Source organism: Chryseobacterium candidae, assembly GCF_004916905.1.
Lineage (GTDB): Bacteria > Bacteroidota > Bacteroidia > Flavobacteriales > Weeksellaceae > Chryseobacterium > Chryseobacterium candidae.
The window spans coordinates 284,165-309,910 of the sequence record NZ_SDLV01000025.1 but is presented as its reverse complement, the minus strand read 5'-3'; the positions used below and the strand labels follow the sequence as shown (position 1 = coordinate 309,910).

The window sequence follows — 25,746 nt, the reverse complement described above, 5'->3', positions numbered from 1 at the left end:
TATTCAGTTGAATATCAACTGGATCAAAGTATACTCATTATGAAAACATGAACCATAAATTGGGAATTTCCGGGATAGAGTACAATCAGTTAATTTACAGGCAAATTTCTTGCCAAAAATATTAAGACCAATAAAAAAGCCGGATTATATTAAATCCGGCTTGTATTGATTAGTGGTTTGCTTTAAAAGCTAAATTGATTTATTAGAATTTATAAGCTAAACCAAATTGGAATACACCATTTTTAGCTTTGTCTTCAGATAGGTCTGGTCTGTTTTTCGCTACATCTGTTAAACCTGCAACATATCTTGCCGTAACTCCAATGTTTTGGGTGAAATAGTATCCAGCTCCAAGACCAATTCCGAAGTCAAATGATTTGAAAACATCTTTGGCATCTGTAGAGCTTGATTTATATTTTAATTTTGAATTCACAAGAAAACTGAACTGTGGACCAGCTTCCAGGTATAGATTAGGCAGAGCATTGTACTGAAGCATTAAAGGAACAGAGATATAATCTAGGTTTGCTTTAGCATCGCTGTCTGCTTTAAACTTTGCGCCCATTCCGCTATACATTACTTCTGGTTGGAAAGAGAAGTCCTTAGCCACTGGAATATTAGCAAATACTCCTCCGTAAAATCCAGCTTTAGAGTTGAAGTCATTATCAGAAATAGTAGAGATATTAAGACCTGCTTTTACACCAAATCTAACTGGAGAAGATGAAGCAGTAGAAGTCTTCTGAGAGAAAGCGAAAGTACCTGCTACTAACGCAAGACCTAAAAAAATCTTTTTCATAAGTTTTATATTTTAATAGTTTTTAAGTTTTATTTAACATTTCATTAGGAATCAAACTGCGTGCCAAAGTTAAAATGTACTCTGAATTTACTATTTACCGTGTTTTCTTGAAGAATAATTTTTCTATTGTATTAAAAAAGCTGGATTAATTTTAATCCGACTCCACTTTAATTATAAAAAATTACTGAGAAAAGCTATATAAAGCCTTAGAATTTGTAGTTTACTCCTACCTGGAATACCCCATTTTTTACAGATCCTTCTCTGTCATATCCATATTGATATTTTGTTTTTACAATATCAGACAGGCCTGCGTTATATCTCAGATTTATCCCAATGTTTTTGGTAAAATAGTAGCCAGCTCCCAATCCGATTCCAAAATCAAATGATTGTGTTGCATTTTTTAAAGCACCGGTAGAAGCACTTTTCTTTAATCTGGCATCAATTAAAAAGTTAAATTGTGGTCCTGCTTCCACATATAGATTTGGAATTGCTTTATATTGGAACATTACAGGTACAGAAAGATATTCTAAATTAAGTTTTGCATTACTGCCGCCTTTCTCCTTTGCTCCCGCAGCACTATATAATACTTCCGGTTGAACAGAGAAATCTTTAGAAACAGGAATGTTTACAAAAGCACCACCATAGAATCCAGCTTTTGAATTCATATCCATATTAGAAAGATTGGAAACATTAAGGCCTGCTTTCAAACCAAATTTGATTTTTGAAGAAGATGTTAATGGAGTAGAAGCATCAGTAGAAGTTGAAGTGCTTTGAGCAAATGCAAAAGTGCCTGCGATAAGTGTGAGGCTTAGGAAAATCTTTTTCATAGATTAGTTTATTTTTTATGTTGTTTAACGCTCGGAAAGCAACAAACAATATGCCGTCAATTCCCTTGTATAAAGACTTTATATGTTTTTAACGAATGTATAAATCATCTATTTGGGATGTATTTGCAGTGCTTTATCAACTCATTATTATTTTAAAATAAAAAAAGACCAGATTAAAAATTAATCTGATCTTTTCTATTGAATATAAAATTTGTTAGTGAATGTGCAGCTTATTTGAATTTATAAGCTAATCCTACCTGAAATAGGTTGTTTCTCACTGCATCAGAACCACTAGGTCTGTTTTTTGCGATATCTGTTAAACCTGCTACATATCTCGCTGTAAGTCCAAGGTTCGGAGTGAAATAATATCCTGCACCAAGACCAATACCAAAGTTGAATGTATTTAAATTGTCTTTGTAGTTATCAGTGGTATTTGATTGTCCATTAGATTCATTTTTGAACTTGTTTTTAGCACTTACCATGAAACCGAATTCTGGTCCTGCCTCAACATACAAATCAGGGATCAGGTTATACTGGAACATTACCGGTACCGTAATATAATCTAGTTTGGTAGAAGCTGAATATTTTGTTCCTGCAAAAGTATAATCTGATTTATTACCATATTGCGAATACTGAACCTCCGGCTGAACGCTGAATGAAGCCGCTAACGGAATGTTGGCAAACACACCTGCGTTAAATCCAATTTTAGATTTCTGATCATCAAGACCACTGTCTTTTGAAAGTGAAGAAACGTTCATTCCTCCTTTTACCCCGAATGTTACCGGATTAGAAGATGTATTTCCTGTCTGTTGAGCGAATGCGAATGTTCCTGCAGTTAACGCTAATCCTAAAATTAACTTTTTCATAACTTTAATTTTTTAATTTTACTCTTTCTTAATTTTAAATTTTACTACTGTTCAGCATTTTCAGTTGAACGCAGAGTATCTTTCAAATTGCTTGCCAAAAATATTTTTTATGATTAAAATCAATAAAAAAACCACTTAGTGTTGAAGTGGTTTTTGTTTTATGTAATTGATTGTCAATTTATTATATTTTTAAATAAACATTTGTTTAGATGTTGTCTAAATTGACAATTTTGTCAAAAGTTGTATTAAGAAATGAAACTGTTGTGTGAAAATTATTAAGCATCATTCAATTTTCTATAAAAAGAAATAGCTTCAAGAATGTTTTCCTGGCTGCACTGATGATCATAGTGGCATGAACCTATTCCTGAAAGCAGGGAAAAGTTGATTTTAAGGTCTGTATTCTTTTTATCATTGAGTAATAAAGCCGTAATGTCTTCATCTTTAAAATCACTGATATCAAGGTAAGGATAGTATCTCTGAATGTTTTCAATGATTATTTTTGAATCTTCTTCAGAAATAAGGTTTTCAAGATAAGCAAGATGAGCTTCAGCAATCATTCCCATAGCCACAGCTTCACCGTGAAGGATTGGATTTTCCTGCTGAAGACATAAACTTTCTACCGCATGTCCTATTGTATGCCCGAAATTAAGTGTTTTTCTGATGTTCTGCTCATGGAAATCCTGATCTACAACATTCTGTTTAATATTCATAGAGGTCTGAATATGGGGAAACACTGTTTCCACTTCCAGTTTGCGGATCTGAATCAGCTTATCCCAATGATTTTTATCAGCAATTAACCCATGTTTCAGCATTTCTGCAAAACCACTTCTTAATTCTTTAAAAGGCAGTGTTTCTAAGAATTTTGGAAAAATAAAGATTTGCTCAGGGAAAGCAAAAGTTCCCACCATATTTTTATAGTGCATCAGATCGATCCCGGTTTTTCCGCCTATGGAAGCATCACACATTGATAAAAGGGTAGTAGGGATATTGACAAACTGTATTCCTCTTTTATAAGTAGATGCAACAAATCCTCCCATATCCGTAATCACACCGCCGCCAAGGTTAATAACCAGTGCTTTTCTGTCTGCCTGCATTTCTGTAAGAATTTCCCAAAGCTGATTGGCTGTCTGAATATTTTTCATTTCCTCTCCAGCCTCAATCTCTAAAATTTCAAATGCAAGATCCGTTTCCATATTCCCTAAAAGAACAGGAAGGCAGTATTCATGAGTGTTTTCATCTACAAGAATGAAAATTTTACTGAAAGTTTTTTCGTGAAGAAACTCGTTGAGCTGAGAGAAATTATCGTTTAATATTGTTATCATCTTCTATTTTATATAAAGTTAAAATGTAAACTATAGTGCAAAGTTATGATTCTTAATTTTTAACTCGTAACTAAATTACTATCTTTGCAGAAATTTTTAGAATGAGCAGAGATAATAATAATTCAGACAGACCAAAGAGACCAAGAATTTCAACCAAGAAAAGTTCTGATGATTCTCGTGCTTCCAGATCTGGAAATTCTTCAGGATCAAAACCTTTTAACAAGCCTTTCTCTAAAGATGGAGGGAAAAAAGGCCCGGAACATAAAGGATCCAATTCAAGATTTGAAAAGAAACCTTTCAAAAGAAATACAGACAGTTTCGAGAATTCCAACGATGATTCAGGATCAAAATCTGAAAGAAAACCTTATATCACAAACAAAAGTGAGAGCTATGAGAAGAAATCTTTTGGAAAACCTAAGAGAGGAGGGAAAAACTTCGATACAAGAGATAAGTACGAAAGAGGCAGCCTGAAATACGGAAGAAGACCTTCCAGCGGTGATGACAGAAATGATGACAAAACAAGATCTTTTGTACAGAAAAGAAGGCTGAACAAAATTGAAAAAGACGTTCATAAAGACAGCATCCGTCTTAACAAGTATATTGCTAATTCCGGAATCTGCAGCAGAAGAGAGGCTGATGATTTGATTACTCAGGGATTGGTAGAAGTAAACGGAAAGGTGGTAACTGAAATGGGATATCAGGTACAGAAAACAGACAGAGTAGTTTTTGACGGACAAAGTATTACTCCTGAAAAACCTGTATATGTACTTTTGAATAAGCCAAAAGGTTATATTTCTACAACAAAAGATGATAAAGCAAGAAAAACCGTAATGGATCTTGTGGCGAATGCTTCTCCGTACAGGCTTTTCCCGGTTGGAAGACTGGATCGTTCCACAACAGGAGTGATCTTATTAACCAATGATGGTCACATGACTAAAAAGCTGACGCATCCATCTTTTGATGCTAAGAAGATTTATCATGTTACATTGGATAAAAAGCTTACCGGTGAAGATTTACGCCTTATTGCTGAAGGTATCCGTCTTGATGAAGGAGTAGCTGTGGTTGATCAGATTTCATATATTGAAGGAAAGCCTAAGAATGAAGTCGGAATTGAGATTCACATCGGATGGAACCGTGTTATCAGAAGAATTTTCCAAAGATTAGGATACGAAGTAGAATCTTTAGACAGAGTGATGTTTGCAGGATTAACGAAGAAGAATATCAAGAGAGGACACTGGAGAATCCTTACAGAACTGGAAGTAAACAACCTTAAAATGCTTTAGAATAATGATGAATTAAGCGTTATCAATGATGAATGACAGATTCACATTTCCAGCTTACTTCATTCTTTCAAAAAGTATCTTCAGGATAAAGAATAAAAAAGCACAGAATTATTTTCTGGACACTATCCCACGAAGCGTGTAAGTAAAAAAGTTAGGCTTGGATTTTATAATCTGAGCCTTTTTTAAATACGCATAAATCGGTTAAGAACAATAAATTTTGGATAAACATTGTCCATTTTTGTAGTTTCTTTTAAAGCGAGATACACTGATTCTTCGGATTTCAAGAAGAAATTCAAAAAATACAGTAAGTTCATCACATTATTTTCGCCAGGAGTGAATTGAATTGCATAAGAATATTTGCTTTCCCTTACTTTGAAAACAATTCCCTCCAAACAATGAAATATAAAAAAAGCTATCTCAATTGTGAGACAGCTTCATTTTTTTCTCTCGCAGATCACAAAAACTGCTCTGACAATTAAGTGCAAATCTGTTTAATCTGTGAGAAAATGTATTCTTTATTTAATATTTTTAAATCGTTGCATTTCCTTCCACACCGTCGGAATTATCGGTTTTGTTTCCTGTGATTGCGGCCGTTACAAAACTAAACAGGCTTACCAGTTTTCCTGCTTTGGTATCCCAGTAATAGGTTTCTTTAGGCTCTACACGGATAATGGAAACATTTGGATCGTCTTTTCCGTCAAACCAGGCTTTAGCAAGAGGAGACCATTTATCTTCTATAGTTGCTTTATCTTTATAAATAGAAGCTTTCCCATAAACAGAAAGATATTGAGAATCACTATTGTTCATAAAAAACAATTGTACTCTTCGGTCTTCTTTTATTTCAAAATTCTTATTGCTGGTTCCGCTGCTGATAAACCAGAGATTTCCGCTGTCGTCTGTTTCCTGTAACGTCATCGGTCTTGAATTGATAGGAGTAGTTTCCAATTCTGTACAGAACATACATATTCTTGCACTTTCCGAGAGTTCTTTGATCTTTTTGATTGCTTCCAGGTGGGTAAGATTTTGTGTTGACATAATATAATATTTTAGTTATTGGTATTCATTAAAACATTCAAATACCTGACCAAAAGGGAATAAATTGTGGTACCTGGGCTTGATTTCTTTTCAATAAATAAGTTTTACGTAAATTTGATGAATGCAGATTTCGCCTCCTAAACATCTGGCTTCTTTTATAAGACATTATATCTTATTGGAAAACTCCAGGGAGAATATGAAGAGTTTAAGGCTCTTTACGGATGGAAGTTCCGGACTGATTCTATCCGGAAATATGAAACTGTATTCCGCTATTTCAAAGGAACGGATGCCACTTTCCTTTTTCTACGGAGCTTTGAACGGCTACAAAGATTTCTCTTCAAAAGGGAAATTTTCTCTGATTGCCGTAGTATTTCAACCTTATTTTTTGAATATCCTTTTAAAAACGTCTGCTAAAGATATTTGTAATCAGATTATTTCAGTGGAAGATGTATTGAAAAATAAACTGGAAATATTTCAGGAAAAATTGTTTAATAAAGCAGATCCCTTAAGAGTTATTCATGAACTGAATGTATTTTTTACCGGGTTTTTATCGGAAGGAATGAGCATGGATCACCATATTATAGCAGCTACACAACAATATCTTCTTCAAAGCAAAGGTTCTGTATCCTCCGGGGATTTACAGCATTTTACCGGATATTCTGAGCGTCATTTAGAACGAAAATTTGAGTGCCATTTGGGTTTGTCTCCCAAAAAATACGGAAATATTATCCGTCTTCATTACTTCTTAGGCCTTATGAAAAATGAGATTGGTTATAAAAATATGACCATGCTTTCTTACGAAGCTGGATATTCTGATCAGTCGCATCTTATCAGGGAATTCAAAAACAATATCGGGCTTACTCCCAAACAATATCTGAAGACAGAAAATAAAATGGCTGTTAATTTTATTGAGCTGTAAAAATAACAATGTCGGTTTTATACAATTTTTCGCAGGCAATACTATATAGTTTTGCTTAAAAAAATAATGAATATTAAAATTTCAACCGCACAGTTTGAAAACAGAAGTGCTGATAAAGCATATAATCTATCTGTTATGGAAAAACTGGCTGGTAAGGCAGCATCCAAAGGATCTCATGTGATTGCTTTCCACGAATGCTCCATTACAGGTTATACTTTTGCCCGAAAACTTTCCAGAGAACAGCTTCTTGATATTGCTGAATTTATTCCGGAAGGAGAAAGTATTAAAAAGCTTCAGGAGATTGCTGCTAAGCATGATATTACCATCCTGGCTGGCCTTTTTGAAAAAGATGAAAATAATAACCTTTTCAAAGCGTATGTTTGTGTTGATAAAACAGGGCTGAAGGCAAAATACAGAAAACTTCATCCTTTTATCAATCCGAATCTTACACCCGGAAATGAGTATTGTGTGTTTAATATCATGGGCTGGAAGTGCGGAATTCTGATCTGCTATGATAACAATGTTATCGAAAATGTAAGAGCTACAAGGCTTCTTGGGGCAGAAATTATTTTTATGCCCCATGTTACTATGTGTACACCTTCCACAAGACCGGGAGCGGGTTTTGTAGATCCTCAACTCTGGGAAAACAGGGAATCAGATCCTACGTCTTTACGGCTGGAGTTTAATGGAATGAAAGGCAGAGACTGGCTCATGAAATGGCTTCCGGCAAGAGCTTATGATAACGCAGCTTATATTGTTTTTTCAAATCCTGTCGGGATGGATGATGATCAGCTGAAAAACGGATGTTCTATGATTATAGACCCTTTCGGAGATGTAATTGCAGAATGCAGTTCATGGGAAGACAGTTTTGAAACCGCTGTCATTACTCCTGAGAAGCTTACACGGGCAGGAGGATGTCGGTATTTAAAAGCCCGAAGACCAGAGTTATACAGGGATATAATAGGGCAGGAGCATTCGTCCGAACAGAAAGTGGTATGGCTGGATGATAAAAATATTTAAGAATAAAAATCCTCCGGAATTGATCCTGGAGGATTTTATATTTTATTGATTGGGCTTTTTCTGCGGATCGCTCCAGGCTTCTCCGTTGTAAATATGTTTAAAGCCTCTCTCTTTAAGGATATTCCCGGCTTTTACACTTCGGAGTCCGTGGGAGCACACTGTTGTATATGTTTTTTCGGATCTAATTCTACATACCGTTCTCTGATTGTTCCTAAAGAAATTTTCTTTTTAAAAAACTCATTTTCCAGTTTCAAAATCAACTGGAAGAAACACCTTAAGCTATGAAATTTCATAGATTTCCGCATCTGTAAACACAAAAAACGCACTTTTTTTTGGTAGATTTTTCGTATCCAGTCCTGTGAATTCACTGAAAGCAGGTAATAATAATTGATTGCTGCTGAGAGCAAAGCATGGTAGCCTGATATTTTTCACCGCAGAATTCAGCACAATTCCCGGGTGAATATGTCCTGTAATCTGAAATCCGGATCTTGATGCATCAAAATCATGAATGAAAGTAATATCATCTATTTCCAGCCATTCAGATTTGTGATGAAAGCATAATTTTTTTTCCAGGGTTTCTGAAATCCGGTCATGGTTTCCTTCAATAAGATAAAACTGTATATCAGGATACTGATTTTTCCAGGTACAGAATTCATCCACATCAGAATTGTCTCCGGCATGAAGTAAATCTCCAACCACTACAAACTTTTCAGGCTGAAAATATTCAATCAGCGCGGATAATCTTTCCAGATCACTTTTCATAATATGATTGGGCAGTGCAATACCATTTTTACGAAAATGAGCTGTTTTTCCGATGTGCAGATCAGAAAGAATCAATGCTTTTTCTTTTTGCCAGAATGCTGCCCGCTGATTGGTCAGAATGAAAGTTTCATTTCCGATGGAAATATTTTTAGTTGCTATAAACACTTGATAGATTGAAAAATTGAAGGTTTAAAGTTAAACTATTTAAATAAATAGGATCAGCCAACTTTTCCGGCTTACATGAAATTTTTCCATTATTTAAATTTTATTAAAATTCTAAGAAGATATACTCTAAGTTACGATGATTATTTAAGTTTATCAAGAAAATTAACGGAGAATATCAGGCTGAGAATAAGATTAAAACGATAGGCTTTTTATTTGATTTTATAAATTTTAGAATCTCGCAAAGATGCAAATTTTATATTATCTGTTTTTATTTAAGGTGCAAGAACATTTCGACTTAGCTCAATGTGAGATTTTAGCAAAATTAACGGGACTAAATTTTACCGGAGATAAAATCTTTGCGCCTTAAAATGTTATTATTATCAATTTTTTGCGTCTTTGCGATAAACAAATATTCATCGGCATATCTGTTCTTACAGAAAACACATTAATTGATTATAAAAGGTCACTTATATTAGAAAGTTTCAGCATTCTTTTAATCCTCGCATCCAGTCCTTCACTGGAAAGAGTCTGCCTTAAGCTGTCTACTTTGATCGGGAAACTGAGCGGAGTGAAGGAACGGGAATATTTCAAAATAATTTCAGATTTTTCAATTCTTTTAAATGCTTCTACTAATCGCTGTTCCTGAAGCTGCATATTAAATACTTCAGTATAAGCCTGTTTGATTAAAAAATGATTGGGATCATGGTCTTCGAGTACTTTAAAGATCAGTCCGGCAGAGCTTTGCAATGATTTGTTGGAACGTTGCTGTCCTGCATAATTCTGAATCACCATGCCTGAAATCACTGCAATATCTCTGAATTTTCTTCTTGCCATTTCCGCTGAATTGATACTTGCGATCACATCGTTCATCAGATTATCTCTTGTTAAAATTTCTTGCAGATTATTTTCATTTAAGGGAATTTCCTTATCACTGAAAAGTTCAAATCCATAATCATTCATGGCCATAGAAAAGGAGATAGGGGCCAGTTTTGAGATCCGATAGGCAATCAAAGCGGCCATTACTTCATGCACAAGACGCCCTTCAAAAGGATACATGAACAAATGATATCCTTCACGGTTTTTGATCATTTCCACCAGAAATTCATCTTCTCTGGGAATATGTGAGTTTGTTTCCTGATTGATCAGAAGAGGATGCAGAAATTTAAGCTCTTTTTCCGAAGCTTTCGGATTTAAAGCATGTGAGAGTTTTTCTCTTAAAAAATGTCCCAGATTGCTGCTTAATGGAAGCCTTCCGCCAAGATAACTCGGAACTAAAGCTTTTCCTTTGGCTGCTCTTACATAGACCGTCATATCTTTAATCATAGCGACTTCCAGTGTACGTCCGGCCAGAATAAATTTTTCTTCTTTTTTCAGTTTTGAAATAAAATACTCTTCAATCATTCCGATATAGCCGCCGGAAATAAATTTCACCTTCAGCATCGCATCACTTACAATCACACCCATATTCATCCGGTGGAGCATAGCAATTTTTCTTGAAGTTACTTTATAAAGGCCGTCTTCCATAATGACGATTTTATGGAACTCTTCATAGTTTTTCAGTACGCTGCCGCCAATAGTAAGAAATTCCAGAATGCTTTTCCATTCTTCGTCCAGCATTTCCTGAAAGGCATATACTTTTTTGATCCTTTCATGTAGTTCGTCAGGATAAAAGCCATCTCCAACTGCCAATGTCATCAGAAACTGAACCAGCACATCGAAACATAAAACCTGTGGTTCTCTGGGTTCTACCACTTTCTGTTTCACGGCTTCTTTTAAAGCTGAAACTTCAATCAGTTCCAGAGAATGGGTAGGAACACAATAGATTTTTGAGGTTTCAAAAGGAGAGTGGCCGCTGCGTCCGGCTCTTTGAAGAAAACGCGCAACTCCTTTGGCTGATCCTACCTGAATGACGGTGTCAACAGGTTTAAAATCGATTCCAAGATCTAGGGATGATGTGGAAACTACAGCTTTTAATTTTCCGGAACTTAAATTTTCTTCAATCCAGATTCTTAAATGGGTATCAATAGAACTGTGATGGATGGCGATCTGACCCGCAAAATCAGGATAAGCATCCAATAAAAGCTGATACCACATTTCACTCTGACTTCTGGTATTCGTAAATACAATGGTAGATTTTGATTCCAGAATAATAGGAACCACTTTATCTGCAAGTTTGTTTCCAAGATGTCCTGCCCAGGGTAATATCTCAATTTCATCCGGAAAAACCGGGAGAATGTCTATTTTTTTCTGTTCTTTGGCTGTAATTTTTGTCTTTTTACAGTCATACGGGATAAGCACATCCATAGCTTCATCCAGATTCCCAATGGTGGCGGTGATGCCCCATATTTTAATCTCCGGAACATATTTTCTAAGCTGGGAAATCCCGAGTTCTGCCATAACACCGCGCTTTGAACCCAGTAATTCATGCCATTCATCCACAGCCACACATTTCATATCAGTGAAAAAACGTTCATTATTTTTCTGGGCGAGAAGCAAGTGGAGACTTTCAGGGGTTACAACAAGAATTTCAGGCATTTTTTTCACCTGCTGCTGTCTTACTTTGGGATCGGTATCTCCGTTTCTTACGCCTACCGCCCAATCGAGTCCGATTTCGTCAATCGCTTCCTGCATCGCTTTTGCAATATCTTTGGAAAGAGAACGAAGAGGGGTTATCCAGATCATTTTCAGCCCTTTTTTGTATTGCTCAGGATGATTCAGGAAATCTGAAATTAAGGCTAAAAAAACAGAAAAAGTTTTCCCAAAACCTGTGGGAGCAACAACCATTCCGCTGTATCCGTTTCCAAATTTCTTCCAGGTTTCCAGCTGAAATTTAAAAGGGGCAATACCTTTATTGGTCATCCATTGCTGAATGATCTTTAATCCGTTGGTATGTTCGAAAGCTGCCAATTTATATTTGATTTAAATTTTTAACGCAAAAGACGCTAGGGTTTTATATGATATTATTTATTTTTTCGACCGCAAGGGCGTTTCACTCAGCAAAGGTTTTATTGGATTAATTTTTTAATTTCTTCAAGAGAGTCGATTTCATCTACTGTTTTGTCTTTCCGCCACCTTACAATTCTTGGAAACCGCAGGGCTACACCACTTTTATGACGGTTGCTGAAACCTATTCCTTCAAAAGCAATTTCGAAGACCAGTTCTGCTTTTACGGTTCTTACAGGACCAAATTTCTCAATAGCATTTTTGGTCACAAACCGGCTCACTTCCATGATTTCCTTATCCGTTAATCCTGAATAGGCCTTGGCAATAGTGACCAAAGTATCTCCATTTTTTACGGCAAAAGTATAATCGGTGTAATAGGCACTTCTTCTTCCGCTGCCTTTTTGGGCATAAATAAGAACTGCATCAATGGTAAACGGATTGATTTTCCACTTCCACCAGTCGCCTTTTTTTCGTCCTGAGTGATAAGGTGAGTTTTTTTGTTTTAGCATGAGTCCTTCACTGTTTACATCCCGTGAGTTTTCACGAAGCGAATTCAGTTCATCCCATTTTTCAAAATCCAGACTTTTGGAAATACTGATGCGTTCCGGATTTTCATTCAATAATAATTCTTCCAGTAAGGCCCTTCTTGCAGAGATTGGTTTTTCCCTCAGATCATTGTCTTCCAGTTCCAGCAAGTCGTAGACAAAGACTTCTATGGGGATTTCCGAGAGCATTTTTTTAGTTAAAGTTTTCCTGTTTAATCTTTTCTGCAATTCATTAAAATTTAAAACTTTACCCTCTTTTACCGCAAGTATTTCTCCATCTATGACAAAGTTGCCTTTCATGGCTTTTATAACTTCTGTAATTTCCGGAAATTGCTCGGTCACGAGTTCTTCACCTCTTGACCAGATGAAGACTTCATCGTTTCTGCGAATGATCTGTCCGCGTATTCCGTCCCATTTGTATTCTACCATCCATCCATCAGGATCTCCCAATTCTTCAATTTCTTTTTCCAAAGGATAGGCAAGGCAGAAGGGATAGGGTTTTGAGTTGTCAGGATTTACATTTTCCGCATCAATAAGCTCTTTGAAAGAAACTTCATCCGGCAGCCATTTACCCATTAAACTGTGCATCAGAGCACTGGATTCCTGCCCTGAAAATTTGGTCAGCGCATTGATTAATGTTTTGTCTGATACTCCAATCCGGAAACTTCCGCCAATTAATTTATTGAATATCAAACGTTCGGTATAATCCAGCCCATTCCATGTTTGCAGGACAAATTCTTTTTTTTCTGCGTCTGTTTTGCCTTTTAAGTTGGTAATATCATTCATCCATTCTGATAATGAACGTTCTATTTTTTCCTCCGGAGGCGGAAGAATTAATGATAAAGTCTCTCCGAGATCGCCTACGGAAGAGTAAGATTCCTGAAACAGCCAGTAGGGGAGTTTTGTGATTTCCAGCGCCCATTCTTTCATGTAATTGGTGTTGACATTCCTCTTAGGTCTTTTTCCGGTAAATAAGGCTATAAACCATACTTTATCTTCATCAGGAGCGCGTTCCAGATAATCAATGATGGCATCAATTTTAGCATTGGTTTTATTGGTGGTTTCCAACGCATTGATAAGCTCTGCAAAATGTCTCATGATTCCGGATTTTCAGGGTTTTCTTTTTCAGATTCCTCTTCTTCGTCACCGTAAAGTGTTTCTACAACATGTGCTTTAATTCCTGTTTCATTCAGATATTTTGAAAAAACTTCTGTCTGTCCGTGGGTAACGTGTACCAGCTCTGCTTCGGTTGCTTTTACAGTCTGAAGCAATCCCTTCCAGTCTGCATGATCACTCATTGCAAATCCTGCATCTGCACTCCGCCACCTTCTTGCACCGCGCACCTGCATCCAGCCGGAACATATTGCTGTGGCCGGATCTGGAATTTTCTTAATGATATTACTGTCGAGTAAGGCGGGTGGAACAATAACAATTTCATGTTCCATTTCTTTAGGGCGTTCTCTGAAATCTGCTATTGTATATTCAGGAAGATCAATTCCTACTGTTTCAAAGGCTTCATTCAGTTTTCCAATGGAATAATGGACGTATATTTTCCCCAATTCTTCCACTGCCTTCATAATACGCTGGGCTTTTCCCAAAGAATATCCAATAAACACAGAGGTTTTATTGTTTTCTTTATTTTTCAGTACCCAGTTCTGAAGTTTTTTATTTAAATCCTGAACTTCCAGCCAGTTGTAGATAGGCAGACCAAAGGTGCTTTCTGTCACAAATTCATTACATTTTACCAACTCGAAAGGTGTACTCAGTCCATCTTCCTGAACTTTATAATCTCCCGAAATTACAGTTACATATCCTTTATACTCAAGCTTTACCTGGGCAGAACCAATGATATGCCCTGCTGGATGAAGTGAAAGTTTTACATCATTGATGGTAATTACTTCTCCATACTCTATGCTCTGGCATTCGATATCCGTCCCGATTCTCTGATGCAGAATAGGTTTGGTAAAGTGGTGGCAAAGGTATTTTTTCATTCCCCAACGGGCATGATCGGCATGGCCATGGGTAATAACCGCCATATCAACGGGCCTCCAGGGATCTATATAGAATTTCCCTTGCGGACAGTAAATTCCTTTTTTGGTAAATGTGATTAATTTCAATGGTGTGAATGGTTTAAAGAGTCTGCTTCAAAAACTTAACCAAAGTTTTAAAAATAACAATTTTTATTACCTATAGATAACAGAAGTCATCAGTTATGCAAAAACAGGTGATTATTTTGTTGGCCAAGGTCTAAAAATGGATAAGTAGTTAATTTTTATTTTCTTTATTTATATTGTTTTTTGTATTTATTTTAAATATTTATATTGTTTTTTGATTAAAATTTTAATAGAAAACATTTTGTTTGTTAAATAGTAAATAATATTAGTTATTTAATGTTTAATTGATTATTTTTATAAAAAAATGAAAAATGAGAAATTTATTATTTATTACTGTCTTTCTGTTTTGCAGTTTTCAAAAAAGTGAATCGCCTTCAGACAGATCTATAAGAGTAGAAAATAGGGTAAAAAAGAGTGAACGTATTATTTATTTCTTCTTTAAGGCACATAAAGACAGCTCCGGGAATGAAAAAATTACTCTTCATGAAACTAAAATTTCGGATGGGAAACTGAAATCAACACCTTTCTTTGACAGGAATGAAGTGCGGAAAGGAGACCTTATTATTACGGTCATTGAGGCTGATGGAAAAGAAGGAGCCAGGCAGCTTGTAAGAGATCCGCTGAATCGTGAGCTGGAAGTTTACGAAAAAGAAGGAATCTCCAGACACAGGGCTTCTCTTCAAAGTGCAGAATTCAATATCAGATTTTCATATGCTGATAACATTCAGTGGGTAAAAGTTGAAAAAGCCACAGATTCCGGAGTACAGTTATTATTCACTCAAAAACTATAATTATGAAAAAGATTTTATTATCTCTTCTTGTAGGAAGCAATTGTTTTGGACAGACATTTGAAAAAGTTACCTTATTGCAGAACGGAAGCAATGATAAACGTATTGTTATTGCTGTTTTAGGCGATGGGTTTACCGCTGCACAGCAAACTTCTTTTGTGTCATCAGCGCAGTCAACAGTTAATTATCTTTTTACAAAGAGTCCTTATAATGAATATAAAAATTATTTTAATGCTTATGCTGTAAAAGTAATTTCTCAGGAATCCGGAGTTAAGCATCCAGGAACTGCAACGGATGTTATAGAACCTGTTATACCTATCTCAAATCCAAATAATTATATGGGTGCAAGTTTTGATATTGGTGTGCACAGATGTATTCATACCAATACTCCAAATAAGGTAGGACAAGTTCTGGCGACGAATGTCCCAGACTATGATATTACTTATGTACTGGGTAACTCTACAGAATATGGAGGTTGTGGAGGTACCTATGCTTTTGCATCACTCAATAGTTCTTCAAATGAACTTGTAGTGCATGAACTGGGGCACTCATTTGGTAATTTGGCTGATGAGTATTGGTTTCCCGGTTCGCTTGAATCCGCAAATAAAACACAGAATTCTAACCCATCAACGATCAAATGGAAAAACTGGGTAGGTACTAACAATGTAGGAATCTATCCCCATGCCGAAAGCCCGACATGGTTCAGACCCCATGAAAATTGCGAGATGAGGTATCTTGACCGGCAGTTCTGTTCCGTTTGTAAGGAGACAATCATTGAGAAGATTCACTCTTTAGTATCTCCTGTAGATTCATATACACCGGCAAACAATACTTCATTAGATGCCACATCTGGTGTTACTTTCACAGTGAATGAAATCCTTCCTATCCCTAATACATTAGTCAATACCTGGACTTTGAACGGAACAGTGCTGGGAGGATCAACAGGGAATTCCCTTACTATAACTCCGGGACAGCTCAACAACGGTAATAATACTTTGATGTTTTCTGTAGTGGATAACAGTCCGCTTGTGAGAGTAGATAATCACAGTACACTTCATGTTACCAATGTTACCTGGACACTAAGCAAAGGGACTCTTAACATTTCAGATGTGAAAGCAGAGGAGCGACGTTTCAGTATTTACCCGAATCCTACAGAGGGAGAGTTTTTTATCAATGGAAAAAAGGATTTTTCAAAGGATGTTAATGTGGAAATTTATGATGCTTCCGGAAAGATGATTCCATCCAGATTTGAATTGAATAATTCTGTAATAAAGGTCGATATTAAAAACTATCCGACAGGTACTTATCTGCTGAATGTAAAAGAAAACAAAACCCTGATTCTTTCCCAGAAAGTCATTAAAGAATGATGAAAGAGATATAGTATTGATAATTTTGAAATATAAAGCTGGAGATTCATAAACTGGTGTTCCCAAACCAGAAAATGAGTCTCTTGTTTTTTTATTCCTGAAAACCACAGTGTAATATTTGAATAAAAGGAATTTAAGCTATAAATCCATAAAAATGTTGAAATTTGCAGCAAATAAGAATTAATGAGGATTGTAGATATAAACAACTGGAACAGGAAAGAACACTTCGAATTTTTTTCTAATATGGCAAGCCCTTATTTTGGGTTTACAACGGAGGTAGACTGTACAAAAGCGTACGATACAGCAAAAGAGAAAGGATATTCATTTTTTGCCTATTATTATCACAAATCTATGGTGGCGGTTAATACAGTAGATGAATTAAAACTCAGAATTATTGATGGACAGGTAATACAGTTTGCCACAGTGCATGCCGGCAGTACAATTGGAAGGCCGGATGGTACTTTTGGTTTTTCATTTACTCCTTTTTCAGAAGATTTTGAAACATTCAATGCTGCTCTACAGGAGGAGATAAAAGGAGTACATGAAAGTACAGGGTTGAGATTGAGCAATGAAAGGCTGGGGAAAGATCATGTAAGACATACTGCCATTCCGTGGAATTCTTTCAGTGCAATACTGCATCCTACTGATTTTAATACTACAGAATCGGTTCCTAAAATAGCCTTTGGAAGGTTCAGTATTCGTGAAGGAAGAAAATATCTTCCGGTTTCTGTTGAGGCACATCATGGATTGGCAGACGGAATTCATATTGCTAAATATCTGGAAGAGTTTCAGAGACAGCTTGATCAGTAGTAAAAGCATAAAGACAATATTTTTAAAATATCATAAACAAAAGCTGGGTTTCGATCCGGTTTTTGTTGTTTATAACTCTGTTTATTTCCGGTAAGAATACGCTGAAAACATTGATCCAGATCATAAAAAGTAAACACAGAAACGTATTACATTTACAATGGCAAAATAACAAAGCAGATAATGAGTAAACGACCTGATAAAAGACGTTATGGTATTTTAGCTCAAAATGTAACGTGGTATCTATGTGGTATACGGTTTTAACAAAATTTTAATCATTTTTTCTTTCTTTGCCAATATAAAAATAAGCCGAAATTCATAGGTTATGTTTTTTTTTCTAATCATTTGTTGAATACAACTAAATGTTGCTGATCATTAGATTACATTAAAAAAAAGCAAGTAATTTTTGAATATATAGGAATCATTTTGTTCACGATATTACCTTATCATGAAACAGATTGATCAGATAAAAAACTTTATACGATGCGCAAAATTTATTGCATCTGAGATAAGTAGAGATGAAAAAGTATTATGAAAAATAGAAACCCAGAAACTAACTTAGAGGATTTAAAACAAAAGATTCTTGTACAAGACGAGATAATGGCATTGGCCAAATCTAATTCTCCTCGTCTCCTGAATAAATTCAGACTGGTTTATCCTGATTTTTTTAAAAAGTTATCCGATATACAGCCTTCTCTTAAAAATTCCGAATTAATCTTTTGTATTTATCTTAAGCTTAATATGACAACTAAAGAGATTGCAACCTGCATCTTTGTAACTCCAAAAGCAATACAAAACAGGAAAAACAGGATCAGAAAAAAACTGAATATTCTTTCTGAATTTGATATTTATAAATGGTTTAATGAAATTTAAACCATTTTTTCTGAATTTAAATTTCTATTACAGTTTGATCCAAATCATGATATAAAAGAATCTTCCAGTTGTTTTCTTTTGCTTCTTTTTCCCATCTAAGCCTTAATTCCATTGCTTTTCTGCCATCAAAATCACTTTTATAGGCTAAATGATATTTTAAATAAGAGGCCTGTGGCAGATCGTCAGCACCATAGAAGACTGTTTCTTCATTGTCTCTGACCCAGAAAACCTGCATGAAAGGAGTGTGTCCGCCCACCACTTCATAGGAAATCTCATCAGTAATTTTCCCCTGATCTTCATTCATCCACGTAATATTCGGAAGCTTAATAAGTTTTTCCAATAGATCAAAGTCAAATGAAGGATTTCCTTTATTTTCCACCGCAAAGTCCAGTTCCCGTTTCTGGATATAAATCTGAGCATTTGGAAAAGCCGCTTCAAAACCATTTTCTGTAAGTTTCACAGCGCCCTCAATATGATCTTTATGAAGATGAGATAACAACAATTTTGTGATTTGCTCGGGACGGATATTTTCTCTTTCCAGAATTTCTGAAACAACAGTTTTTCCAGACTCGTTTTTCCACCCAATTCCAGCATCCAAAAGGATATAATCATTTTCAGTAATAATGAGAAACGGCTGAACAGACATTTTGATTCCTCCGGTCTTATCAAAATTTTCTTCTGTTAAAAGAGTAAAGTCTTTGGTTTTGCTTGCCGAAAAATTGCCTTCTTTAAGTGGAATAATTTTCATGCTGCAAATTTCCTTAATATTTCTAATATTCAAAAAGATTTTCGTCAATATATATTATCCATAAAAACAATCAAACAGGCAGAATGCTGAAATCACTCAATTTACGCTAAAATCCTGCGTTATTCATGAAAAGGTAAAGAAAGGAAGCAGATTAATTCTTTTTTTAATGATTATCTTTGATCTCTTAAAAATCTGCTGTCAGACAGCTTTCAAATCAAATAAAAACTTTATATAATGCAGGAGAGTTCTTCCCATGGTATTTCCCGGACTGTTATCTGGCTTATGGCTATTATTTCCGGACTTGTGGTAGCCAATAATTATTATAACCAGCCTTTATTGGCACTCATTTCTGAAGAACTTCAGGTTTCTGAGAGTGCTGCAAGTAAAATATCTGTACTTACCCAGATTGGGTATGCATTGGGATTGCTGCTGATTGTTCCGTTGGGAGATAAATTTTTTCGAAAGAAATTAATTTTAATCGATCTGTTTATGGTTTTTGGATCACTTTTATGGATGACTTTTGCGACTCAGTTGTGGATGTTATACGCAGCAAGCTTATTGATTGGAGCGACGTCTGTTATTCCGCAGCTGTTTGTACCCATTGCGGCCGAACTTTCTTCGGATAAAGAAAAATCTTCCAATATCGGTCTGGTAATGTCAGGGTTATTGCTGGGAATTCTTCTTTCCCGTTTTATAGGAGGAATTGTAGGAGAGCTTTGGGGATGGAGAGCCATGTTTGGTATTGCAGCAGGACTGATGATTCTGGTTTGGCTGGCTGTGTATAAAATGCTTCCTGAAATGTCTCCTAACTTTAAAGGTACCTACAGTGAACTGATGCGTTCTGTTGCTCAGCTTGCGAAAACACAGCCTGTTCTTCAGCTGGCTTCTTTCCGTGGAGCTATGGCATTTGGATCAATGTGCGCGCTGTTTACCACGCTTGTTTTTCACATGGAAAAGCCTCCTTTTAATGCCGGTTCATCTGTAGTAGGCAGTTTTGGATTGGCAGGAGCGGTAGGCGCTTTAGCTGCGGCTAAGGTGGGAAAACTGCAAAAGTATCTGGATATTAATAGAATTATCCTGTATTCTTTATTGATTGTTATAGGAAGCTGGGGCTTTACCTATTTTGCAGGAGAAACCTATTGGGGACTGATTATAGGAGTAATTCTTGTGGATCTGGGAGTACAGTCAAGCCACATTATGAATCAGACCAATTATTTCCTGATTAAATCAAACGCTGTGAACAGACTGAATACAGTGTATATGGTTTCTTATTTCATAGGAGGTTCATTGGGAACCTGGCTGGCTTCTATCGCCTGGCAAAAAGCTCAATGGACTGGTGTGTGCTTTGTAGGAACTGTATTTGGAGTACTTGCATTAGTTGCTCATTTATTATTCTGTAAAAAGGTAAATAAAGCATAAAGCCGGTTAGATTTAAACTGTAATAATTTTTGTTACATTAAATAAAATACACTATCTTTGCACTGTTAATTTGATTTAAAATTAAATAGAATGAAAATAGAAATCTGGTCGGATGTGATGTGTCCGTTTTGCTATATCGGAAAAAATAATTTTGAGCAGGCTTTGAATAAGCTTCCTTTTAAAGATGAAGTAGAAGTGGAGTGGAAGAGTTTTCAGCTGGATCCAGGCTTAGATCCGAAAGAAACTCAGGATACGATACAATATTTCAGAGAAAAAAAAGGATTTCCTGAAGCTCAGGCTACCCAAATGCTTGGGCAGGTAGCTGAAATGGGAAAGGGAGCCGGAATTGATTTTAATTTTGGAAAAACTTTAATCACCAATACTTTCAGTGCGCACAAATTGCTTCATTTAGCCAAAAAGCACAACAAATCCAATGAAATGGAAGAGGCATTATTTATTGCTCACTTTATTGATGGTAAAAATGTAGGAGAAGCAGAGGTTTTAGTGGCGCTGGCCGAAAATTTAGGAATGGATAAGGAAGAAGCAAGACAGGCTGTTACAACGGATCAATTGGATGATGAAGTGAATCAGGATATTCAGGAGGCAAGAAACAATGGTATTTCCGGAGTTCCCTTCTTTGTTCTGAATGGTAAATATGCTGTTTCCGGTGCTCAGCCTGCAGAAGTTTTTGAAAATGCACTGCAACAGACTTATAAAGAAACGGTGAGTCCGTTTAAGGATCTTTCCGGCGAAAACGGAGCTTCCTGTGATGCAGACGGCTGCAGTATCTAAGATATTTAACCCCCAAAATAAAACTATTTTGGGGGTTTTAATTGAATAGAGTCTCGTATCTTTGTATTACAGTGATAGCAGCTGTATAAATCTGATTTCTCAATGATAAAAATTAACCACGAAACTCATTATTCAATTGATGACACCCTTTTTGTTTTTGCATTAGATTCCGAAGCAGGAACCGTTTTCGACGATAAAAACAAATTAATTACCGGCATCGGAAAAGTAAATGCAGCCATCGAATTAACCAAAGAAATTCATGCAAGAAAGCCTAAACTGATTGTGAATTTGGGCTCTGCAGGAAGTAAAGGATTTCATAAAGGAGAAGTAGTATGCTGTACAAAATTCATCCAGAGAGATATGGATGTAAGAGGGCTGGGATTTCAACTTTATGAGACCCCATTATCCGGAGTTCCGCCTGTTTTGGAATATGGACTTAAAATGGATACCCTGAAAGAAGGAATCTGCGGAAGTGGTGACAGCTTTGAAATGAACCACTCCGAAACCGATTATAATATTGTAGACATGGAAGCCTATCCGTTGGCATTGATTGCCCAAAAGGAAAATATCCCGTTTCTATGCCTGAAATATATTTCCGATGATGCCGGAAGTGACGCTGCCGACGACTGGAGTGTACAGGTACATCTGGCTTCTGAAGCATTTAAGAAAATTCTTTTCTCATAACATTTATTCTTACCACCATGAGTTCAATCATCATCAACAAAGCATCGGCTGAAGACCTGGAAATTGTACAAAGTTTAGGGATACAAACATTTTCTGAAACTTTTGCAGAAGATAATACAGAGGAGGCCATGAAAAAATATCTGGAAGAAAGTTTTAATACTCAAAAGATAAAATCTGAACTCAATAATCCTGATTCCCATTTCTATATTGCCTGGGAAGAAGATAATCCCGTAGGTTATCTGAAAGTAAATACAGGAAATGCTCAGACAGAACTTCAGGATGATAGCAGCTTGGAAATTGAGAGAATCTATGTAAAGAAAAGCCATCACGGTAAAAAAGTGGGCCAGCTTCTTTATAACCAGGCTTTGGAAACAGCTGAGCAGCTTGGTAAATCATACTTATGGCTTGGGGTTTGGGAAAAAAACCTGAGAGCTTTACAATTTTACAGAAAGAATGGATTCGTTGAGTTTGATAAGCATGTTTTCAGGCTTGGGGAAGAAGAACAGACGGATCTGATGATGAAAAAAGTATTGGATTAATTTTCTTCAAAATAGAAAGATTGTATTTAACCACTGATTACACAGATTTTCACAGATGATTATGTAATACAATTCTTTATATCTTCTAAATACCCAAATGAAAAATTCAGAATTTGTAAAACATCTCAATCAATATTATCCTTTATCCGAAGAAACGATTCAAGATTTATTGAATATCTGTTCGGAAGAATACTATCATAAGAATGATCTTCTGCTGGAATCCGGTTCCATGGCAAGATATTATTATTTTGTAAAGTCCGGACTGATTGGCTATTATACAGTAGATGAGCTGGGAAACAATATTTATAAAATCTTTTTCGAGGAAAACAGTTTTGCAGCCTCCACAGCAGCTATTATTAAAAATGAACCCAGCGATTTTAATATTATTGCACTGGAAGACTGCTCGGTGATACAATATCCTGCAAAAGCCTACCGTGAATTGCTGGAAAAACACCATGATCTGGCTCTTTTTCATCTCTGTTATCTGGAAAAAAACTGGGTAGTAAAAAAAGAGCCTTTAGAAGTTTCCCTCAAATACGAAACTGCAAAAAAGAGGTATCTGCAATTGCTTGAAAATACATCCCTTTATAATCGACTAAAACAGCATCATATTGCTTCTTATCTTGGAATAACACCCACGCAACTAAGCCGGATCAGAAAGGAAATCAACTGATATTTTTGAATTTAACCTGAAAATAAATTAATAAAAGCTTCAACATATGTTGAGGCTTTCTTCTTTTTTATTTCACAATTTTGTTCTGTCATAAGATTATTGGTATGCTATATGTTTAAAAAAAGTATGCCTGTGATTATCATTAATTAAACATTTTTCAGCATGAAGAAGCTCATCAACATTCTATTTGTACTGACTGCATTTGTACAGCTATCCGCACAAAAAATTATTCATCAGGAAATTTTCAGTCCGAAAATGAATAAAAAAATTAAAACAGTAATCATCACTCCTAATCTTCAGCCTAATACGAAGTATCCTTCGGTCTATATTCTTCATGGTTTCAGTGGTAATCCGGACAGAATCATTAAGCAGGATATTCCGGATCTGGTAAAAAAAGCACAGGAATTGAAAACAATCTATGTACTTCCGGATGGAAATTACAGTTCGTGGTACGTGGACAGTCCTGTCGTTAAGGATTCACAATATCAAACCTTTATTGGAAAAGAACTGGTAGAATTCATTGATAAAAATTATCCTGTGAAAGCAGAGAAAAAATTCCGCGGAATTTTGGGATGGAGTATGGGAGGCTATGGAGCCACCAATATCGGAGTTACTTATAATAAAACATTTGGTATTGTAGGAAGTTCTTGCGGAGCATTGGATTTCAATTCTTTTGGAGAAGGCTATCAGAAATATATGGTGAATAAAGTACTTGGACCACTGGAATCTATCAATCCCAGCTTCCTTACCGACAGTAAAATAAAGCTGATGGCAGGAGCAGAACAGCAGTATATTTTCGATTGTGGTACAGAAGACACTCAAATGATCACCATGAACCGGAATTTTCATAAAAAACTGACCGAAATGAAGATCCAGCATCTCTACATAGAATCTTTGGGAGGACATGTTACCGAATACTGGAGCAGATCATTGTCTGAACAGTTGTCTTTGTTTGACAGGTTTTTTAAACAGTAAAATTATAAGCTTTTAAGTTTTGGCTAAAGCCAATATTATATTAATAACAAAAACAAGCGGGCTAAAGCCCGCTTCTATTGATATAAAAAACCATCAGAATGAAATATCATATTTAAAAAAATACAATGAAGACTTTAAATATTCAATAGGAACGGGCTTTAGCCCGTTTTAATAAATATAAATTCCGATGGTTTTAACCAAAACTTACCACCTTTGATTGTCAAAGATCAATCAAGTGAAAATCAAATAAAAAAATCCTTTTTGAGCCATGCCCAAAAAGGATTTCGATTGATTGAAGGTTCAAAAATGCTAACAGGTTTGCATTTTAAAAATGTTGAAAGTTTTTCCCCAAATGTTCCTCTATCACAAAGAACGGATCTTCTGTAAGCGTGTGTGCTCTCATATCAATAAGACTCACTTTACTCATCATACGAAGCATGATTCTTCTTTCACACGGCTGTTCAATACCGTTAATTTTTCTTACTCCTGCACGGAAAGCTGATCTTCCGTGAGCGCATAAATGATTATTAACCAGAATAACATCTCCAGCCTGAGGCGTAAATCCTGAGTAAATTAAATGTCGGGCTTCTTCCCAGAACTCATGCAGCGTATTCTGCGCTTCATCTGACTGTCTTATGCTGGGATTGAAAAGCTGTTCTGCAGCATCAAATCGCATAAACGGAAGGCTGTAATTACCATACAAAACAGAATCCAAGGTCTCTTCTTCACTATTTCCTGTTTCCAGATTGGCATCTTTCGGGATTTTATAAATTGGTTCAAAAAGAGGTCTGTATTTTTCTCCGATAGACTCATGAGAACGGATTGAATATAGAGTAGAAGGAACCTGTTCCTCATTTCGCACATACATAAAGCTTAAAAAATCGGCCTGATGTTTCAGAAAAGCATCTTCCGTATGTACATACAAATCTGTAGAAGACCCAGATCCGGTCTGTGTTTCCTTCATTTTTTCATCAGGAATAATGGCATGGATCAATCCTCCGCCTTTACGCTGTGAATAATATTGTACAGGTTTTGAAGGGAGTGCCCCATGAATAAGCGCACACGCAAAACCATATAAATTGAATTTTGAATAATCTGCCGACTGCCAGTTGGAAGGCGTAGAACCTATATTCTCCTGATCAATGTCCATTAATCCGGTAAAGATGAGTGCACCATACTGATCTTTTGAAAAATCACTTGCAAAATCAGCCGCTATATTTAAAATTCTCTCCGGTAAGAAATAAGAAGCCAGCTGATGTACATGCTTTATAAAATCACGGTTTTCATAGGTGTCATACTTTTTCTGAAGATGCTGCGCCGCATCTTTTATCATTTTTCTTTCCTGAGAGGTGACTTTTATGACCGTAGGAAGCAGTTTTACCGCTGTTGAACAGTCTTTATCTAAAATTTCTGTAGAATTCATTAAAAATAAATTTGGTGTTAACTAATAATTCATATCTTTGTTTTTAATTATTCTAAATAATAATAAC

Annotated in this window: 24 protein-coding genes; 13 read left to right on the top strand and 11 right to left on the bottom strand. The window is 35.9% G+C overall.

Annotated elements, in window-relative coordinates; translation table 11 throughout:
* Positions 1-202: 202 nt before the first annotated feature.
* From EK417_RS13405 to aroB, 4 genes are all read right to left on the bottom strand, one after another.
* Entirely contained in the window at positions 203-790 is a 588-nt protein-coding gene (locus EK417_RS13405) for a porin family protein (RefSeq protein ID WP_076594782.1), read from the bottom strand.
* 206 nt (positions 791-996) lie between these two features.
* Positions 997-1,617 (bottom strand): porin family protein, encoded by a 621-nt coding sequence (locus tag EK417_RS13400; protein ID WP_110366126.1) that lies wholly within the window; start codon positions 1,615-1,617, stop codon positions 997-999.
* Between the two features lie 230 nt (positions 1,618-1,847).
* Positions 1,848-2,483 carry a porin family protein gene (locus EK417_RS13395; RefSeq protein WP_076594780.1) on the bottom strand — a complete coding sequence of 212 codons (636 nt, stop codon included), beginning with the start codon at positions 2,481-2,483 and terminating at the stop codon, positions 1,848-1,850.
* A gap of 275 nt (positions 2,484-2,758) precedes the next feature.
* On the bottom strand, positions 2,759-3,805 hold the full coding sequence (aroB, locus tag EK417_RS13390; protein ID WP_136522427.1) for a 3-dehydroquinate synthase: 1,047 nt from the start codon (positions 3,803-3,805) through the stop codon (positions 2,759-2,761).
* Between the two features lie 368 nt (positions 3,806-4,173).
* On the opposite strand from aroB, the gene EK417_RS13385 reads away from it, so the two are divergent.
* Entirely contained in the window at positions 4,174-5,088 is a 915-nt protein-coding gene (locus EK417_RS13385) for a pseudouridine synthase (RefSeq protein WP_136522471.1), read from the top strand.
* Positions 5,089-5,616: 528 nt separating this feature from the next.
* Here EK417_RS13385 and EK417_RS13380 read toward each other — a convergent pair.
* Positions 5,617-6,123 carry a pyridoxamine 5'-phosphate oxidase family protein gene (locus EK417_RS13380; RefSeq protein ID WP_136522426.1) on the bottom strand — a complete coding sequence of 169 codons (507 nt, stop codon included), beginning with the start codon at positions 6,121-6,123 and terminating at the stop codon, positions 5,617-5,619.
* 121 nt (positions 6,124-6,244) lie between these two features.
* On the opposite strand from EK417_RS13380, the gene EK417_RS13375 reads away from it, so the two are divergent.
* Both EK417_RS13375 and EK417_RS13370 read left to right on the top strand, forming a co-directional pair.
* Entirely contained in the window at positions 6,245-7,042 is a 798-nt protein-coding gene (locus EK417_RS13375) for a helix-turn-helix domain-containing protein (protein ID WP_136522425.1), read from the top strand.
* 66 nt (positions 7,043-7,108) lie between these two features.
* On the top strand, positions 7,109-8,062 hold the full coding sequence (locus EK417_RS13370) for a nitrilase family protein (RefSeq protein ID WP_228457936.1): 954 nt from the start codon (positions 7,109-7,111) through the stop codon (positions 8,060-8,062).
* Between the two features lie 279 nt (positions 8,063-8,341).
* On the opposite strand, the gene pdeM is transcribed toward EK417_RS13370, so the two are convergent.
* The 4 genes from pdeM to EK417_RS13345 form a co-directional block, all read right to left on the bottom strand.
* Positions 8,342-8,989 carry a ligase-associated DNA damage response endonuclease PdeM gene (gene pdeM, locus EK417_RS13360; RefSeq protein WP_136522424.1) on the bottom strand — a complete coding sequence of 216 codons (648 nt, stop codon included), beginning with the start codon at positions 8,987-8,989 and terminating at the stop codon, positions 8,342-8,344.
* 453 nt (positions 8,990-9,442) lie between these two features.
* A complete protein-coding gene (locus tag EK417_RS13355) occupies positions 9,443-11,896 on the bottom strand; it encodes a ligase-associated DNA damage response DEXH box helicase (RefSeq protein WP_136522423.1) in 2,454 nt (817 codons plus the stop codon).
* Positions 11,897-11,994: 98 nt separating this feature from the next.
* A complete protein-coding gene (locus EK417_RS13350; RefSeq protein WP_136522422.1) occupies positions 11,995-13,575 on the bottom strand; it encodes an ATP-dependent DNA ligase in 1,581 nt (526 codons plus the stop codon).
* Complete coding sequence (locus tag EK417_RS13345; protein WP_136522421.1) at positions 13,572-14,594, bottom strand: ligase-associated DNA damage response exonuclease; 1,023 nt, start codon at positions 14,592-14,594, stop codon at positions 13,572-13,574. Before EK417_RS13345 ends, EK417_RS13350 begins: the two co-directional genes overlap by 4 nt.
* Positions 14,595-14,902: 308 nt before the next feature.
* Here EK417_RS13345 and EK417_RS13340 point away from each other — a divergent pair, with 308 nt between their 5' ends.
* From EK417_RS13340 to EK417_RS13325, 4 genes are all read left to right on the top strand, one after another.
* A complete protein-coding gene (locus tag EK417_RS13340; protein ID WP_076594773.1) occupies positions 14,903-15,382 on the top strand; it encodes a hypothetical protein in 480 nt (159 codons plus the stop codon).
* A gap of 2 nt (positions 15,383-15,384) precedes the next feature.
* Positions 15,385-16,746 (top strand): T9SS type A sorting domain-containing protein, encoded by a 1,362-nt coding sequence (locus EK417_RS13335; RefSeq protein ID WP_110366133.1) that lies wholly within the window; start codon positions 15,385-15,387, stop codon positions 16,744-16,746.
* Positions 16,747-16,929: 183 nt separating this feature from the next.
* Complete coding sequence (locus EK417_RS13330) at positions 16,930-17,556, top strand: chloramphenicol acetyltransferase (RefSeq protein ID WP_110366134.1); 627 nt, start codon at positions 16,930-16,932, stop codon at positions 17,554-17,556.
* 528 nt (positions 17,557-18,084) lie between these two features.
* Positions 18,085-18,426 (top strand): helix-turn-helix transcriptional regulator, encoded by a 342-nt coding sequence (locus EK417_RS13325; protein WP_076594770.1) that lies wholly within the window; start codon positions 18,085-18,087, stop codon positions 18,424-18,426.
* Between the two features lie 16 nt (positions 18,427-18,442).
* Here EK417_RS13325 and EK417_RS13320 read toward each other — a convergent pair whose 3' ends face one another.
* Positions 18,443-19,174 (bottom strand): MBL fold metallo-hydrolase, encoded by a 732-nt coding sequence (locus EK417_RS13320; protein WP_076594769.1) that lies wholly within the window; start codon positions 19,172-19,174, stop codon positions 18,443-18,445.
* A gap of 234 nt (positions 19,175-19,408) precedes the next feature.
* On the opposite strand from EK417_RS13320, the gene EK417_RS13315 reads away from it, so the two are divergent.
* The 6 genes from EK417_RS13315 to EK417_RS13290 all read left to right on the top strand — a co-directional run bounded on the left by EK417_RS13315 (position 19,409) and on the right by EK417_RS13290 (position 24,256).
* Positions 19,409-20,593, top strand: a complete 1,185-nt coding sequence (locus EK417_RS13315; protein WP_076594768.1) for an MFS transporter — start codon at positions 19,409-19,411, stop codon at positions 20,591-20,593.
* 90 nt (positions 20,594-20,683) lie between these two features.
* On the top strand, positions 20,684-21,385 hold the full coding sequence (locus tag EK417_RS13310; protein WP_136522420.1) for a DsbA family oxidoreductase: 702 nt from the start codon (positions 20,684-20,686) through the stop codon (positions 21,383-21,385).
* Between the two features lie 102 nt (positions 21,386-21,487).
* Entirely contained in the window at positions 21,488-22,069 is a 582-nt protein-coding gene (locus tag EK417_RS13305) for a 5'-methylthioadenosine/S-adenosylhomocysteine nucleosidase family protein (protein WP_076594766.1), read from the top strand.
* Positions 22,070-22,086: 17 nt separating this feature from the next.
* The gene (locus EK417_RS13300) at positions 22,087-22,608 is read left to right on the top strand and encodes a GNAT family N-acetyltransferase (protein ID WP_136522419.1); all 522 of its coding nucleotides are present in this window, start codon (positions 22,087-22,089) and stop codon (positions 22,606-22,608) included.
* A gap of 97 nt (positions 22,609-22,705) precedes the next feature.
* Positions 22,706-23,281, top strand: a complete 576-nt coding sequence (locus EK417_RS13295; protein WP_136522418.1) for a Crp/Fnr family transcriptional regulator — start codon at positions 22,706-22,708, stop codon at positions 23,279-23,281.
* A 162-nt stretch (positions 23,282-23,443) separates the two neighbouring features.
* Positions 23,444-24,256: an alpha/beta hydrolase gene (locus tag EK417_RS13290; RefSeq protein WP_136522417.1), complete on the top strand. Its 813-nt coding sequence runs from the start codon at positions 23,444-23,446 to the stop codon at positions 24,254-24,256.
* A gap of 325 nt (positions 24,257-24,581) precedes the next feature.
* Here EK417_RS13290 and EK417_RS13285 read toward each other — a convergent pair whose 3' ends face one another.
* Entirely contained in the window at positions 24,582-25,679 is a 1,098-nt protein-coding gene (locus EK417_RS13285; protein ID WP_136522416.1) for a TauD/TfdA family dioxygenase, read from the bottom strand.
* Positions 25,680-25,746: the final 67 nt, after the last annotated feature.

Excerpts from the sequence above, each read along its gene's own strand:
- EK417_RS13340 (WP_076594773.1), top strand. The coding sequence starts at position 14,903 with ATGAGAAATTTATTATTTATTACTGTCTTTCTGTTTTGCAGTTTTCAA.
- EK417_RS13400 (WP_110366126.1), bottom strand. The coding sequence starts at position 1,617 with ATGAAAAAGATTTTCCTAAGCCTCACACTTATCGCAGGCACTTTTGCA.
- EK417_RS13295 (WP_136522418.1), top strand. The coding sequence starts at position 22,706 with ATGAAAAATTCAGAATTTGTAAAACATCTCAATCAATATTATCCTTTA.
- EK417_RS13380 (WP_136522426.1), bottom strand. The coding sequence starts at position 6,123 with ATGTCAACACAAAATCTTACCCACCTGGAAGCAATCAAAAAGATCAAA.
- EK417_RS13305 (WP_076594766.1), top strand. The coding sequence starts at position 21,488 with ATGATAAAAATTAACCACGAAACTCATTATTCAATTGATGACACCCTT.
- EK417_RS13395 (WP_076594780.1), bottom strand. The coding sequence starts at position 2,483 with ATGAAAAAGTTAATTTTAGGATTAGCGTTAACTGCAGGAACATTCGCA.
- EK417_RS13350 (WP_136522422.1), bottom strand. The coding sequence starts at position 13,575 with ATGAGACATTTTGCAGAGCTTATCAATGCGTTGGAAACCACCAATAAA.
- EK417_RS13335 (WP_110366133.1), top strand. The coding sequence starts at position 15,385 with ATGAAAAAGATTTTATTATCTCTTCTTGTAGGAAGCAATTGTTTTGGA.
- EK417_RS13285 (WP_136522416.1), bottom strand. The coding sequence starts at position 25,679 with ATGAATTCTACAGAAATTTTAGATAAAGACTGTTCAACAGCGGTAAAA.
- EK417_RS13375 (WP_136522425.1), top strand. The coding sequence starts at position 6,245 with ATGCAGATTTCGCCTCCTAAACATCTGGCTTCTTTTATAAGACATTAT.
- EK417_RS13315 (WP_076594768.1), top strand. The coding sequence starts at position 19,409 with ATGCAGGAGAGTTCTTCCCATGGTATTTCCCGGACTGTTATCTGGCTT.
- EK417_RS13370 (WP_228457936.1), top strand. The coding sequence starts at position 7,109 with ATGAATATTAAAATTTCAACCGCACAGTTTGAAAACAGAAGTGCTGAT.
- EK417_RS13325 (WP_076594770.1), top strand. The coding sequence starts at position 18,085 with ATGAAAAATAGAAACCCAGAAACTAACTTAGAGGATTTAAAACAAAAG.
- EK417_RS13290 (WP_136522417.1), top strand. The coding sequence starts at position 23,444 with ATGAAGAAGCTCATCAACATTCTATTTGTACTGACTGCATTTGTACAG.
- EK417_RS13300 (WP_136522419.1), top strand. The coding sequence starts at position 22,087 with ATGAGTTCAATCATCATCAACAAAGCATCGGCTGAAGACCTGGAAATT.
- EK417_RS13320 (WP_076594769.1), bottom strand. The coding sequence starts at position 19,174 with ATGAAAATTATTCCACTTAAAGAAGGCAATTTTTCGGCAAGCAAAACC.
- aroB (WP_136522427.1), bottom strand. The coding sequence starts at position 3,805 with ATGATAACAATATTAAACGATAATTTCTCTCAGCTCAACGAGTTTCTT.
- EK417_RS13405 (WP_076594782.1), bottom strand. The coding sequence starts at position 790 with ATGAAAAAGATTTTTTTAGGTCTTGCGTTAGTAGCAGGTACTTTCGCT.
- EK417_RS13330 (WP_110366134.1), top strand. The coding sequence starts at position 16,930 with ATGAGGATTGTAGATATAAACAACTGGAACAGGAAAGAACACTTCGAA.
- EK417_RS13310 (WP_136522420.1), top strand. The coding sequence starts at position 20,684 with ATGAAAATAGAAATCTGGTCGGATGTGATGTGTCCGTTTTGCTATATC.